The organism is Pseudoalteromonas sp. AS71 (assembly GCF_038900275.1).
In the GTDB taxonomy this organism is placed as follows: Bacteria; Pseudomonadota; Gammaproteobacteria; order Enterobacterales; family Alteromonadaceae; genus Pseudoalteromonas.
In genome coordinates this window covers 1-15,500 of the sequence record NZ_JBBMQZ010000042.1, presented here as the reverse complement: position 1 = coordinate 15,500, position 15,500 = coordinate 1, and the positions used below count along the sequence as shown (strand labels likewise).

Genomic DNA, 15,500 nt, shown 5'->3' with positions numbered 1-15,500 from the left:
ATAAGAAAGCTTATAGTAATCATAAATTCTATGGTGAGGGATGGTGTCATGTGGGATCCTAAAATGGTTTGAAATTAAGAATTGACACCATAGTCACTTGTTAAATGCCGTCCCCCCATAACTCATAGGTTAACTTAGTAGCGGAAATCTCTTTACAACCACTTCGGTCAGTACCTGACCACAGTGGAGTAAAATCTGATTTACCTTGGGATTCAGCTTTTGATCTCAAAGGACCAATAGCTATAGATGCATAAGGAAACTCTGGCGCTTTACTCGTAATAAAATTTAACTCTTTCATTATTTTATTAGTAATACCTCTCGCCAATCGACCTGAGAATATATTAGTTAAAGCGGTTACGCTGTTTTTTGATTTTATTGCTTGCCTGTGAATAGCACTTGTTTTCGCCTCATCGCATAACAAGTAAGAAGTTCCAACTTGAACTCCTGACGCACCTAGCCTTATCATTTCTTTGATATCTGTGCTTGTAGCTATTCCACCTGCAGCAACAACTGGTACAGATAATTCATGTTTTAAGCAAGCTACAAGTTCTAACGTCGGAAGTTGAGTTGATGCGTCCGAAGTCATGAACATACCTCTATGACCTCCAGCTTCATAGCCCTGAGCAATGACAATATCAGCTCCATTTTCCTCTAGCCACACTCCTTCTTCCTTGGTCGTAGCTGAAGAAATTATAACTGTTCCCCATGACTTTATTCTTGTTACAAGCTCTGCGGATGGAAGACCAAAATGAAAGCTAAGTATTGGTGGTTTATGGGGCTCTATTGCATCAGCAAGGTTTGCATCAAAAGGAACCCTTAAGCCAGAAATTTCGTTTAGAGGCTTGATCGAAAAAGACTCGTAGTACGGTAAAAGCTGCTCTTCCCATGCTTCAAGTGTCTGATGATTTATCTCAGGCATTTTGTGACAAAAAAAGTTTAAGTTGTAAGTTTTATTTGAGTGTTTTCTGAAATTTATAATCTCGAATAAGACCTGATCTTTAGTCAGCATTCCACAAGGAATAGAGCCAAGCCCACCAGAGTTTGATACTGCTGCAGCCAACTCCCAGTTTTGTACTCCAGCCATTGGAGCTTGAATTATTGGCTTTTCAATACCGAGGATACTGCATAGATTCATAATTATTCTTCCTGAATGCGATATATTTTATTTAGGCATTTAACGCCGTATTAGCACTCTGATTTAAAGTAATGGCTTTGAAGCTTTTGAAGCCCTTTACCCACCAAAACGATAACTATAGAGCCAATTAATACTGGCGTCACCAAAAATAACCAACTTTGCCCTGAAAGCATTATTAAAATTGGATTAGCTCCCGCAGGTGGATGTGTGGTTTTTGAAACTAACATACTCGTAACTCCTAAACCTGTTGCTAAAGCTATTGTTAACGGTGTTACATCTACATATTGATAAAATAATATTCCAATAAAGGCAGTAATTAAATGCCCAAAAATTACATTTTTGGCTTGAGCTAATGGGCTATCTGGCACTCCAAACACAAGTACAGTAGTTGCACCAAATGGAGCCATTATTAAAACAATATCATTAAAATTAGTTTCAGTTAATGACAATAAACCAATTGCAATAAATGCACCAAAACCAGCAATTACAGCTAATAAATAACGATTCATAAATACCTCACAAAAAAAGTAGAACAACCTGTCTACCTTGTTAGTGTAGACAACTCGTTCTACTCATGTCAATATTATATTGATAATTTTATGGAGCTTATTATGAATCAAAAGCGAGAGTTGTTATTAAAAACCGCATTAGAGCTGTTTTATCAACATGGCGTTAACTCAATTGGAATAAATGAAGTTATAAAAGTATCAGGTATTGCAAAAAAAACCTTATACAGTCATTTTGATGGGAAAAATGATTTAGTCATTGCGACGCTGGGAAAAAGACACTTCATTTTTATAAATTGGTTAAAATCTAAATTAGAAAAGACCACAAATGATCAAGAATTAATTAATGTACTTTTTGCATCATTACAAAGCTGGTTTATAGGAAATGAACCTGAACTGGGTGATTTTAGAGGTTGTTTTTTTATAAATACATCGGCTGAGTTTAGCGATCCAAAAAGTGAAATATCTTGTTATTGTCGTTACCATAAAGATCAAGTACGTCAACTTATTAAAAGTAAATTAACTAATAATTCAGAAGATCTTTTAAATACTATTTGTTTACTAAAAGAAGGCGTGATTGTAACCGCATATATGACAGGAAAAAGTGCTGATATGATTCAAAGTACTTTGAAAATCTTACAACGCTATTGAGTGCTAAACGTCTAAATCAGGTGCGCCGTAGGCGTCACATGGATTTACTTGTTAGTGCCCTTTTTGCCTGGACGCATTCTATTTAACATTTCTTCTCTTTGTTTTACCTCATCTAAATCATCTTTAATGCTATCACCAGGTATTAGTGTCAAAATTAATGACCAGAATTGTACGAATGTCAGTAAGCCGATTATAGCGAAACTAAGAGAGCGAAATATTTCTTTGTATTGAAGCAATGATTCAATCTGCTTTGCCAAAGGAACGACAAAGGACATACTAATTACGACCATTAATATTACTGTTGAGTAAATTAACGGCCTAAATAACCTATTGATTTGTTCTATATCATCTTTCTTCTCATCATACGCCTTTTTTCCAAAGGCTTTGGATAACTTACTTGGATAAAGAAGTGCAATCCATGCGCCCATTACAGCAAAAATTATTGATGATGTACTTCTAAGACCATCATAGATTGGCATCTGTTCTTTGAATGGAATATGTTTACCAAGAAGAGCTGAAGCTACGACAATGCCAACAAAAATTATTACTCCAACTACTTTTATGTAAATATTCATCACGGAACCTTACTTTAATAGTGCCAGTATCAAGTCTCGTTTTTCTGTAACTTGATCCAATATGCTTTGAGCATCAACCACTTCATCATTGACCCTTTTTACATCAAGTTCAAACGTATCTCGTGCTAGCGAGTTACTCAACCAACGCGGATTTTGCTCTCCTGTCAATGTGAAGCCAATATCATCCCATTTAGAATCATGATTGGCTTCCCATTCTTTAATCATTTCAGTAAGTTCATCCTTACTTGGTTTAAATGAGAACTCATAAGAAAAGTTGACATCAGAATTCAGTTTTTTCTGCTTTTTAAGCCCAAGGCCTTGAAGTGCTTTTTGCCAGAGATCTTGACTACTTGCTAATTTAGGTGATAGACAATTATGTCTAGTGATTTTCCTAATTTTTGGAAAATTATTAACGATATAATCAGTCTGACCTGGCTTCCTCAAAATGGACGTTTTTAGGTATGCATAAAGATTTAGTGGGTCATCATCTTCTTTTTCAGCATATCCAATAATCTGAAAGTCTGATGTCTCACTTTTTCCTAACACAACGTATTCACTAAATTTTGATATGAATTCTTTAAAATACTTATCAAAATTTTTCTTCCCGTTCAAAACATGCTGAAACCTAATAGAGGCAAATACATTTTTAGACGGAACAATCCAGAAGTAAGTCGCATAGCCAGGAATACTGTCTTTGGGGAGCTTTGTAAACTCAACTTTGGCTTCACCAAATTTACCTTTTGAGTTTACAGCTGCAACTTTTCCTTCATAAGATGGAGTTTCATTCCATGTCGTAAGAAGGAAGTCGCCTGTAACACCATTCTTCACAATGTCGTAGCAAAATGTTCTACTCACATCCTCGCTTTCCTCTATCGCATAGGTGCAAGTTTCATCAAGAGGCTTACCATTCCTTTGAACCCATACCATCAGCTGATTTAAAAAATCGTGAAGTTCACCCAGTTTAGATTCTTCCGCTCCATACTCAAATAAGCCACATTTATCAAAGCGGTAAAAGGTAACTTTTGCTTCTTCCATCTCTATTCCTTGATGATACTTCAGTGTTTAATTTTTACTCAGGGTGCTTACAATTTAATAGTGCACTCATCGCGCATATTCCTGCCGACTAAACGCTCATTTGTCTACTTTATATAGTTTTAACAAATAACCTAAGGTATTACTATCACTAAGTTTTCTAAAACTTTAAAGAAAAGTTAAATAGAACAATATGCACGCGCCGGTCATTTTCATAAATATATGAGTAAAGAGCAGTTTGACCAATCAATTAACTCTAAGATTTAGCCAATTTCAATGACCGGTTTTCGCTCAAAGCCGACCTATAGAGTAATTACTTTAACACGTCTTGGGGCAGAAACGAGTTATACCGGAATGGCTGCAATTGGCACTCTCCAGCCACTCAACTACATAAAATATGGATAACAATTAGCAAAGTATTTTACTGTGTCGGATGGCGCTTCGCTTATCCGAGCTACATTGGTACAAAGTAGACGTTTTAACAGTTTACCTGATTACCACTTAACTATACTTAATTTACAAACCAAGTTATTTTTAAAGTGTATTGAAGTTAATAAATTGCCATATTTCAAAAATAAATAACTTTTGCTCGTATCTTGAACTCTTAAGTTAAGCAACAACGTTCGAGAGGAAAGGACGTTAATTTACTAGTTTATAGTTTAATCTTACTTCTTCGTGAATACTCTCCTTAAAACCAAAAAAGCCACTCAAATTATGAGTGACTTTGATTTGACATACACACTTGTTTAAATCTTACGATTTAATTTTTACCACCATACAGCGTATAGCGCTGTTAGGATTATTACGACACCTAGGGTCGCTATGTTAAAGTTAGTCTCAGTCGCAAAGCTTATCTCTTTTAAATCCACACTTTCGCTTACGCCCTTATCTTTTATTAGTAAAGAGACAATTACACAGATAACTAGGCATAATAAAAAGACAATACCAACGCGATCCATAAAAGGGAGTTCAGGGTATGCGAATTTTAAAATCAGGGAAAATAATGCGGAGCCAACACCTGCAGCTAATGCACCGGCTGAACTCGCTTTTGACCAAAACATCCCCATTAAAAATATTACAACAATACCCGGAGTGAAAAATCCTGTAAATTCCTGTATATATTGAAAGGCTTGATCAAATTTACCTAGTAGCGGCTCTGCCACTATTAAAGCAATAATTAATGAAGCTAAAGCTGCAAGTCGGCCTACTTTCACATAGTGCTTTTGAGCTTTTCCCGGCTGAAACTTTGAATAAATATCCATTGTAAATATAGTTGATATGCTATTTGTCATAGAGGCTAATGAGGAAACTACAGCGGCGACTAGAGCAGCAAAAACAAGTCCTTTAATACCCGAGGGCATTAATTCCATCATTGATGGGTAGGCTTGATCTGGTGAACTTAACTGTGGGTGTAACACAACTGCGGCAATCCCTGGTAGTACAACTATTATTGGCATTAGTAGTTTTAGATATGCGGCAAATGCAATGCCTTTTTGGGCTTCCTTAATACTTTTTGCTGCTAAAGCTCTTTGAATAATATATTGGTTAAACCCCCAATAACTAAGGTTCATTATCCACATGCCACCAACTAAAACAGATATACCAGGTAAACTCATATAATTACTGTTATCTGGGCTTAAAATCATATCAAAGTGATTAGGTAGCTGCTCAGTTAAAATACCGAATCCTGCAAGCACACCTTGCCCGCTAGATACTTCATCTAATGCTAAATAAACTAAGAATAGGCCACCGAATACCAAAAGGACTACCTGTAATATATCGGTGTAAGCAACTGCTTTTAGACCTCCATATAAAGAGTATGCTACAGAGAATAGCGCTAAAAAAATCATGCCGTACATCCAATCAACACCTGCAACTGTTTCTATTGCAAGCCCGCCTAGCCATAACACAGCCGTTAAATTAACAAACACATACACGGCAAGCCAAAAAAGAGCTAAAACAGTTTTAACTTTGCTGTCGAAGCGCTGTTCAAGATATTGGGGCATAGTAAAAATTTTATTTTCTAAAAAAATAGGCAGCATATACTTGCCGACAATTAATAGTGTTATTGCAGCCATCCATTCATACGATGCGATAGCCATACCTATTGCAAAACCAGAGCCTGACATTCCAATAATCTGTTCTGCAGATATATTTGATGCAATTAATGATGCACCAATTGCCCACCAAGGAAGAGACTTAGAGGCTAAAAAATAATCTTCAGTGTTTTTTTGTTTCTGTTTGCTTTCTCTTGATATCCATAACGCGAGTATTAGTAGTCCTAATACATAAGCTACAAACACACTAGAATCGAATATGTCTAATTTCATTAACTTTCCTCATAATTTGTATTTTAAAATATAAAAACGGATAGGATAACGTTATCCCTCCTGTTTTGAGTTTGTCTTTTATATTTTTAAGTAAATACAATGTTTTTAGTAATTAGATTATTTATATCGCTGATTTTTATAAGTATAGTAACAAGATTAAAAGTGATATCCGTAAGCGAAGTAGGGGTGGATTTCAGCTAGTAAAACTGTTTTATATTATGAAATAACCAATTAAATTAGTCTGAATAAGCGTAAGTTGACTGCTTTTAAATAGCCGAGACTAACTACCTATAGTCAACCTCGGCATCTTTTAAATTTATTACTTACGGGCTTTAATTTTATTTATCTTAGCTTGTAGCGAAAATACTAATTTTGGGTATTTATCTGCCACATTGTGTTGCTCATTTCTGTCTTTTGATAAATCAAATAACTGTGGTTCAGTTTTTAAGCCATTTTCAATTGCGGTTTTGTTTGCAAGCCAGTCGGGAGTGGTCCCATTAAATGGCGCTATGTATTTCCACTTTCCACTGCGAATTGCCAAAGTAAATGACTCTTCAAGCATATCTGTACGTCCACTCTGTTTAGCATCTAAAAAAGCTGGCAACATATTTTCACTATCAATTGCTTCGCTGTTGTCTAGCTTAACACCGGCTAATTCAGCGAGTGATTTATAAATATCTATTTGACTAACTAATGCATTACTATCCCCATTGTTTTTAATTCCTATAGGATAAGTAATAATCATAGGTACACGTGTTCCGGCTTCATATGCACTATATTTTCCACCTCTATAACCTGCCGCTGGATCATGATCTCCTCGTAGCTCTTCGGCTTGGTCTGCATAGCCATCATCCATTACAGGGCCGTTATCGCTAGAAAATATAATAAGCGTGTTGTCATATAAACCTTGTTTTTTTAACTCATCAATAATCTGTCCCGACATCCAATCCATTTGCAATATTGCATCACCCCTTGGCCCCATGCCTGACTTACCAGCAAACATCTTATTTGGAACTCTAGGTACGTGAATATCACTGAATGGAAAAAACAGCATAAATGGTTCACTCTTACTGCTGTTAATAAACTCAATTGCTTTGTTGGTAAAAACAAAAGGAAATTCTTCATCTTTCCACTCTGCAGACTTTCCGCCAGCCATCCAACCAATGCGGCTAACACCATCAACAATGGTATTGCTATGTTGAAGATCTGCTGACATTTTGAGTAGCTCAGGGTGCTCTGTACCGACAGGGCGGCTCCCTATACGTTTTTCATATGAAACCGTTATTGGGTCATTCGGGTCTAGATTAACTACGTGATGATTTTCTAAAAATACAGTGGGTACTCGATCTGCTGTCGCAGGGATTAAAAAGCTGTAATCAAATCCTAGCTCTATTGCCCCTGGCTTTACAGCTTTATTCCAGTCAACAAAGCCATCACCAAGCCCTAAGTGCCATTTACCTACAACACCCGTTTTATAGCCTGCTTTTTGCAACATTTTAGGTAGTGTAGGCTTAGTATGATCAATGATAAGCGGAGCATCACCTGGTAAAATTGCTGCATTATTGCGAAAGGCATATTGGCCGGTTAACAATGAATATCGAGAAGGTGTACATGTCGCAGCAGAACTGTGCGCGTCAGTAAAACGTATCCCTTCAGCTGCTAATGCATCAATATTTGGGGTTTGAGCTTGTTTCATACCGTAACTGCTTAAATCACCGTAACCAAGGTCGTCTACATAAAATATTACAATATTCGGTTTTTGATTATTTAAAGCAGTTGTGTTTACTTGCTCTGTTTGTTTCTTATCATCATTGGTAAGTTTTGCGTGTGCACTTGTTGCTAAAAGCACTGTTAAAGTGAAAAAACATAAAGAATTAATTTTGAAGTTCATAAATATCTGCCTAAAGTTAAATGGGCAAACTAAGCCCATTTAAATAATTGAAACTATGTCAGTAGTTAGAATGAAGCTCTTATGCCTATTCTATATTGACGACCAGTACGGTATTCAGAAATAGTTCTGCTTGTATCTACCGATTGATCAAGGGCATTACCCTCATCATAAACTTCTCCATCAATTATATAATTCCTACTTGTTAGAAAAGTTCTATTTGTTTCGTCTGTGAGGTTAAGCGCCTGAAAGCTAAGCGTAAAATTATCATTAATTTTATAAGTTGAACTAAAATCCAACTTACTTGTTGAATCTAACCACGCAACACCTTGGCCAAATGCAAAGTTATCGTTTACAAGTTGTACTGAACTATAACGATGCGCAAGGCGCAGCATTAAATCGTCTTTCTCCCAAAAAACAGTTGTATTAGCTGAATGTTTTGGCGTGTAAGCTTGAGGTAATGGTGCTACTGAAATACCTGAAACGGCACTAACTTCAATGTCCTTCTCCGACTCTGCGTATGTATAATTTACACTTAAGCCTAGGCCTGATAATGCACCAGGTAGGAAATCATAGTTTTGTGTATAGTTTATTTCAATGCCTTGAGTTGTCGCTCCTTTACCATTTCTTACGGTTGCTAATTTTACAGTGTGACAATTAGCTATTAATGAGTCTTGTAATTCAATGTGAGCAACTCTATCAGGCATACAAGTATTACCACTTTCATCTAAAGGTGTGCCTGGTGTTTCTTCATATTGATTAAGTTGAGAATTTTGCGTATCAGGAATAGGATTACCGTCGGCATCCTCTTTTAGCGTTGGCTCTACGAGTACATCATAGATTGAGTCGACTGACGACAAGTCGTAGTCTGTTCGGATATCCTTCCAAATATAGGTTTCGGTTATATTCTCTTCAAAATTTGTCATGTCCTTATGAAAAAATGCAACAGAAACTAAACCAGAGTTGTTAAAGTACCATTCAAAAGAAAGATCTAAGTTAGTAGATTCTAGAGGTTTTAGAGCTACATTATTCGCTTTGCCTATTCCCCAAGCACTAACGTATTTTTCATCAATATTAGCCCCTGGCGTAGTCGAGTCGAAAGTAGGACGAGACATTGTTTTTGAAACCGAGAAACGGCCGATGAAGTCGTCACTAAATTTATAATTTAGATTTAAACTAGGAAGAAAAATATCGTTGCTAGCCGAGCCTTTTGCGCGTTTAGAGCGAAGGCCTGCTTTTAAACCTAGAGGTTGGCCTGTTGCAGGGTCAATAAACTCATCGATAGTCGAGCGGTCAAGCCATGCTGCTAAATCAGGATTTTCTGTTGAGCGTCCATCTAATGATGATACGCCATTATTAAGCACGTGTTGAACGCTACCATCGTCGTTGTAGACTACTTGTAAAATATAGTTAGGGTTGCTTGAATTTAAAGCCGATGGTGCTAGATAAGTATCACCATCACGATTAACAAAATCAGGGAAAGTAGATGGATCATTCATGTCATAGTTATACATAAGCTGCCATGCTGCACAAGAGCCAGAAGCTGGAAGGTTTGATGGTGTTTGAGTTACATCATCATTAGGGTACTGAGGTTCAAAATCACATACAGGCAAATTACCATTAGCTAGCCCTCGGTTATAGATTAAATCGTAGAAGTCGTAAAGAATCGGCGTTTTTTGGAACTGAATTTTATTAAACGCCTCTGCGTTGGTTTCTGTCTTTACGTAGCGAAGACCAATGTTACCGGTTAGGCGTCCATCAAAGTATTCAAAATTAATTTTGCCATATAGTGCATTTACTTCTTGCTCAATAATTCTTGATGCAGATTCATCAGGTTGTGGCTTTACATCTAAACCCGACTCACTATCGGTTGCTAAAGCAAGCGCTTTGAATGGGTCTACTATTCCCCATCCATCTAAAAAGTGGACTTGATTAGGATCTGCAATACCATCCATAAAGTTATTTACAGGAAAATCATTGGATACTAATAGATCGGCCATTGTTATATCTGTTAGACCTCCGATACTTAGCTCGTCTCCATTAGCGTCAACTACTACCGAGTTGTTTAGAATTTTAGTTGTAAGGGAGTAAACATCTTTAACTCTCTTTGAATACTTTCCTCCAAACTCAACCTTAGTAACGCCCAAATAATCTACATTCCAGTCAAAATCTAGGAATAGAGACTTATTGATATCTGAATTATGATCCTCATCATTAGATACATTCCCTACTCGAAAGTTTTGGATGTCGAGTGGATTTGTTCTTCCTGGTGCTAAACCAAAAGATGGGTCGGTGATGCCATCTGGAAATTGGATAAAGCCTTTATTAGCGATAATTTGACAGCTACCACTTGAGCAATCGTAACCTTGCGGCTGTAAAGTTACTTCATTTGGATCATTTGATGTTATTGGTAATTTATTTGTGTTAGATTTACCTGCTAACATAACTCTAGCGTTGGGGAGTGAGTCTTGGCTTGTTTTAGAATAACCAGCTATTAGTTTACCAGAAAAGTTATCTGTAAAATGATGGTCTATGCTAAGTGTTCCGATATTGTTCTTAATTTCAGAGCCACCTTTAAGGCGAAATACTCGACCGCGATTTGAACGATCAAGGCGCTTAACCAATGTATGATTCTCATTGTTTATGGTCCACCAATCCTCTTGCGGATCACTGTTTTTATTTTTTAAGTTTGATAAAATTTGCAGATCATATTGATGATTATCTAATGTAACCTCCTGATTAGAGTGGGTAAGATCTAATTGGATGTCGGTATCAGCAGTTGGTTGATACTGTAACCCTAAGGTTATAGACTGCCTATCTCGTTTATCTAAATTTAAACCGTAACTTTGTGAACTTTGAGATAAAAACTCACTTTCTTCTGTAATAATTTGTCCTGTCGAAAAATCTCTAGCTTTGCCTGCTTTAGCGCTATGAATCTCATCATCCCAACTAGCACTATACTCATCTCTTCGAGTATTTTGAGTTTCATCAGCGAAAGTGAAAATAACACCTAATGAGTCATCAAGGTATTTATCTGAAAAAGAAGCGGAGACTTTTCGGTTTGCATCTTCAGAGTAATCGTTATAACGACCTTGAAGTTCTATACTGCGTATCGGCTTTTTTAAAGATAATGGTTTAATGGTTTTCAATACAACGTTTGCACCCAGAGAGCCTTCATCTTGATCTGCTGATGCTGTTTTTTGCACTTCAATCGACGATAGAATATCAGATGAAAATGAACTTAAATCAACACCTTGCTCTGCTGATGCATTAGAACCTGATCCTGAAAGCCCGCTTGTTAGGGTAACTCCGTTCATTGAAATATTATTTAAATTAGAATTAGCACCACGGACCGATATTTTAGTACCTTCACCATTAGACTCCTGAACTGTAACCCCTGTAACACGAGAGAGAGCATCTGCAATATTTTGGTCTGTTGACTTACCTACATCCTCCGCATGGATTGAATCTGTAACCCCCTCAGAGAACCTTTTATTGTTCATTGCACGCTGCAAGCTACCTCGAAAGCCGGTTACAGTGATAACCTCAACGTCGGATTCTTTTTTATCGACTTTCTTTTTTTCATCAGTGTTTTCTTCAGCTACAGAAATGCCTGAAACAAATGTGCAGATTATTGCAGCTGATATGGCGTTTAATTTAAAGTGACTTTTCATCTTAGTTACCCATTAACCATTATTGTATTGTGTGTGATCGCCTTACTTTATCGATTGAATATCAACCAAACCGAGAAGGGATTGCGTTGTCCTTATTTGATTCCTAATCGTAACGTACAAGCTTAAGCTTTTCCAATAATATTTAACAATTATGGTCAATAAATAACAACTAATACACAATAACAGTTGATTAATAGTGGTTTTAGAGAGGGTTATAAGTGTTTTTGTTAATGGCTCATTTTGACTTTTGAAAGGATATCGTTGCCATTTTTGTTGATTTTTTTTGTTGGTTCATTAATATGAAGCCTAAAAATTAATCTCCTTGATTTTTAGCTAGGATTTTAAGGTTTCTATTTAAAAGCTGTTACTGGTTATTTCACACATATAATTTGAGGTTATTCGAATGTTACCAAATAAACTTTTAGTATTGGGGTTATTTAGTATTGGGATTTTCAACACTTTTTATTCGGATGCCTATGCAAAAGAGGCGCAAAATAGTGCGGAAAAACCAAATATTGTTTTGTTTTATGTTGATGACCTTGGGTGGGGAGATTTAAGTAGTTATGGTGCTACTGAGGTCAACACTCCAAACATCGATGCGTTAGCGAAAAATGGTATTAGATTCACTGATGCGCATAGCTCTGCCGCAACATGCTCTCCATCAAGATATTCATTACTGACCGGTGAGCATGCTTTTAGAAAAAACATTCGCATACTTAAAGGTGATGCCCCGCTAGTTATTTCTGAAGTACAAAAAACATTACCAAAAATGCTGCAAACAGCAGGGTATCGAACAGGTATTGTTGGTAAATGGCATTTAGGCCTCGGTGATGGTAATACGCCAGTAAATTGGAATGAAAATGTTAAGCCTGGCCCACTAGAAGTTGGATTTGACTATAGTTTTCTGATTCCAGCCACAGGAGATAGAGTCCCTTCTGTTTTTCTTGAGAATCATGATGTTGTGAATTTAGAAAAATCAGATCCTTTATTTGTTAATTACAATAAGAAAATAGGAAAGCGCCCTACAGGTTATGAAAATCCTGAGATTTTAAGGCAGGCGGCAGATAGTCAGCATAACAAGACCATCGTAAATGGCATTAGTCGAATTGGGTGGATGCAAGGTGGAAAGTCTGCAGAATGGCGCGATGAAGAATTTAATACAGTCTTATCAGATAAAGCAAAGCAATTCATTTCAAAATCAAGTCAACAGCCATTTTTTCTACTATTTTCGTTCCATGATATTCATGTTCCTCGATTGCCAAATGAAATGTTTAGGGGAAAAACAAACATGGGGGCTCGAGGTGATTCAATCGTTCAGATGGATTGGACCACAGGGCAAGTGGTGGAAAAACTCAGAGAGTTAAATTTACTAGATAATACTTTGGTTATTTTTACTAGCGATAATGGTGCTGTTTTAACAGATGGCTATGATGACGAAGCATTAAAGCGTATTGGAACTCATAAACAAAATGGCCCATACCGTGGTGGCAAGTACAGTATTTACGAAGCTGGAACCCGTATTCCATTTATTGTTCACTATCCTAATAGAGTTAAACCGGGTGTGAGTAATTCTCTATTTAGCCAAATTGATTTATACGCATCAATAGCTGAGTTATTAGGAGTGCCTTTGGAAGAGACGGAGGCGATTGATAGCCAAAATAAATTATTACCGCTTTTTGATGCAAGTAAATTGGCTCGTAAAACCTTAGTGCAAGAAACTCCCCATGCAAAAGGTTTAAGAGAGAATAGTTGGAAGTATATAAGGCCAACCGAAAAAGATGTAGCGTGGGTGAAAGCAAAAAAAAATATTGACCCAGGTACTTCAAAAGCGCCTCAATTATTTGATCTTGATACTGACCCATCTGAACTACACAATCTTGCGGCTAAATACCCAGATAAAGTTCAGTTACTGGAACAAAAGCTTCAAGATATTGAACTTCAATCTATACGTTTAAAGAGCCTAAAATGAAATCTTATAAATATGCACTTACGGCATTAGTATTGATTTTCGCTGCTATTATTAACAAAGCAGACGCACAAAGTGCTAGTGATAGTAATAAACCAAATATAATTTGGTTGGTACTCGAAGATATTTCTTTAGATCTATCTGCATATGGTACTCCAGAAGTTAAAACACCTAACCTAGATAGACTTGCAAACGAGGGGATTCGTTATAATCACGCATACGCCACTGCGGCAGTTTGTTCTACCGCACGTTCTGCTTTTTTTACTGGTATGCATGCTACAAGCATAGGCGCGCAAAACCATAGAAGTCACTTAGATGATGGTTATTATTTACCAGAGAATATTAAAATGACTTCACAATTTATGCGTGAAGCTGGTTATGTAAACTTATTGATGGGTCCTAAACAAAAAACGGATTTTAACTTTTCTACCACTATAAATGCTTTTGATGCCCAAGATGGCGAAGTTAAATACTCTGGAGGCGCTTATACGCATGCCCCTACGGATCTTAAGCTTTTAGAGCGGCCCGCATGGCAGACTTATATAAAAGAGTATTCCGGGCAGCCATTTTTTGCACAAATTAATTATAGCGAAGCCCACCGTACTTTTATTGCAGATAAAAAAAATCCTATTGATCCCTCAAAAGTTAAAATTCCGAGTTATTACCCTGACCATGATATTACGCGCCGGGATTGGGCTCTTTACTTAGAAACAATACAAACTGTAGATCAAAAGGTCGGTAATTTATTTTCTGAGCTTGAAAAAGCCGGTGTACTAGACAATACAATCGTTTTTATTTTTGGAGATCATGGGCGTGCAATGCTGCGTGATAAACAGTGGTTATACGATGGAGGGCTAAGAGTGCCTCTTATTGTTTGGGGAAAAGGTATTGAGCCTAATCAAGTTAATAATGAGCTAGTTAGCTTAATTGATGTCATGCCTACAACGCTTGATTTGGTTGGCTTAAAGGTTCCTGATTACGTAGAAGGGCATATATTTTTAGGAAAAAACAAACAAAAAAGAGATTATATTTATGCTCATAAAGATAGGACCGACGAGACAGATGACAGAGTACGGGCTGTGCGAAATCTTCGCTTTAAATATATTAAAAACTTTTATCCCGAAAAACCATATAACGACTTTAATGCTTACAAACATCTGCAATATCCCGTATTGGCGCTTATGGAATCAATGTACACGAAAGGTTTGTTAACTGATGAGCAGGCACTCTTCTTTGCTCCCACTAGGCCGATTGAAGAGCTCTACGATACATTTAATGATCCAGATGAAGTGAATAATTTGGCACTGAATAAGAATTATGAAGAGCAATTATTAACCATGAGAAAAGAGCTTCAACGCTGGCAAAAAGAGACTAATGATCAAGGGATGATTGATGAAACGCCAGAAGTTAAAGCATATTGGGATGATTTTTTTAAAAAGCACTACCTTACACAGATGACGTTAAGAGGCTTGTCTCCCACAATTACTCCTGATGACTACTTAATTTTTTGGGATAAGTTTTTAACTGAACAAGGCAAGTCGCATTTGTAATGATAAATATAATAAAACACTTATTTAGTATTCTTTTTTTATGCAGTTGTTTTTCAGCGATTGCAAACGATGAATGCCAATCTTGTCATCAACAACAAACCCGTGATTGGAAACAATCAGACCATGCAAGTTCAATGGCTTTAGCCAATGAAGATACCGTGCTTGGGGATTTTAATAATGTAACTACTACCCA

11 protein-coding genes are annotated in these 15,500 nt (G+C 36.8%); 4 read left to right on the top strand and 7 right to left on the bottom strand.

Annotation, left to right across the window (positions count from 1 at the left end):
* Window positions 1-100: 100 nt before the first annotated feature.
* Window positions 101-1,135, bottom strand: coding sequence for a nitronate monooxygenase (locus WNY98_RS20280; protein ID WP_342878781.1), 1,035 nt, complete (start codon window positions 1,133-1,135; stop codon window positions 101-103).
* A 50-nt stretch (window positions 1,136-1,185) separates the two neighbouring features.
* Entirely contained in the window at window positions 1,186-1,644 is a 459-nt protein-coding gene (locus tag WNY98_RS20275; RefSeq protein WP_024589688.1) for an HPP family protein, read from the bottom strand.
* A 102-nt stretch (window positions 1,645-1,746) separates the two neighbouring features.
* Between WNY98_RS20275 and WNY98_RS20270 the strand changes: the two genes are divergently transcribed.
* Entirely contained in the window at window positions 1,747-2,292 is a 546-nt protein-coding gene (locus WNY98_RS20270; protein ID WP_181718195.1) for a TetR/AcrR family transcriptional regulator, read from the top strand.
* Window positions 2,293-2,336: 44 nt separating this feature from the next.
* Here the strand turns inward: WNY98_RS20270 and WNY98_RS20265 are convergent, their stop codons facing one another.
* From WNY98_RS20265 to WNY98_RS20245, 5 genes are all read right to left on the bottom strand, one after another.
* Window positions 2,337-2,867, bottom strand: coding sequence for a hypothetical protein (locus tag WNY98_RS20265; protein WP_342878780.1), 531 nt, complete (start codon window positions 2,865-2,867; stop codon window positions 2,337-2,339).
* A gap of 9 nt (window positions 2,868-2,876) precedes the next feature.
* A complete protein-coding gene (locus WNY98_RS20260; protein WP_342878779.1) occupies window positions 2,877-3,902 on the bottom strand; it encodes a hypothetical protein in 1,026 nt (341 codons plus the stop codon).
* Between the two features lie 764 nt (window positions 3,903-4,666).
* Window positions 4,667-6,229: a sodium/sugar symporter gene (locus WNY98_RS20255; protein WP_342878778.1), complete on the bottom strand. Its 1,563-nt coding sequence runs from the start codon at window positions 6,227-6,229 to the stop codon at window positions 4,667-4,669.
* Window positions 6,230-6,548: 319 nt separating this feature from the next.
* Window positions 6,549-8,120: an arylsulfatase gene (locus WNY98_RS20250; protein WP_342878777.1), complete on the bottom strand. Its 1,572-nt coding sequence runs from the start codon at window positions 8,118-8,120 to the stop codon at window positions 6,549-6,551.
* A gap of 65 nt (window positions 8,121-8,185) precedes the next feature.
* A complete protein-coding gene (locus tag WNY98_RS20245; protein ID WP_342878776.1) occupies window positions 8,186-11,791 on the bottom strand; it encodes a TonB-dependent receptor in 3,606 nt (1,201 codons plus the stop codon).
* 403 nt (window positions 11,792-12,194) lie between these two features.
* Here WNY98_RS20245 and WNY98_RS20240 point away from each other — a divergent pair, with 403 nt between their 5' ends.
* The 3 genes from WNY98_RS20240 to WNY98_RS20230 form a co-directional block, all read left to right on the top strand.
* The gene (locus tag WNY98_RS20240) at window positions 12,195-13,760 is read left to right on the top strand and encodes an arylsulfatase (protein ID WP_342878775.1); all 1,566 of its coding nucleotides are present in this window, start codon (window positions 12,195-12,197) and stop codon (window positions 13,758-13,760) included.
* Entirely contained in the window at window positions 13,757-15,307 is a 1,551-nt protein-coding gene (locus tag WNY98_RS20235) for a sulfatase (RefSeq protein ID WP_342878774.1), read from the top strand. The genes WNY98_RS20240 and WNY98_RS20235 overlap by 4 nt, the downstream gene beginning before the upstream one ends.
* A partial coding sequence (locus tag WNY98_RS20230) for a multiheme c-type cytochrome (RefSeq protein ID WP_342878773.1) occupies window positions 15,307-15,500 on the top strand: 194 nt, incomplete at its 3' end. The genes WNY98_RS20235 and WNY98_RS20230, both read left to right, overlap by 1 nt.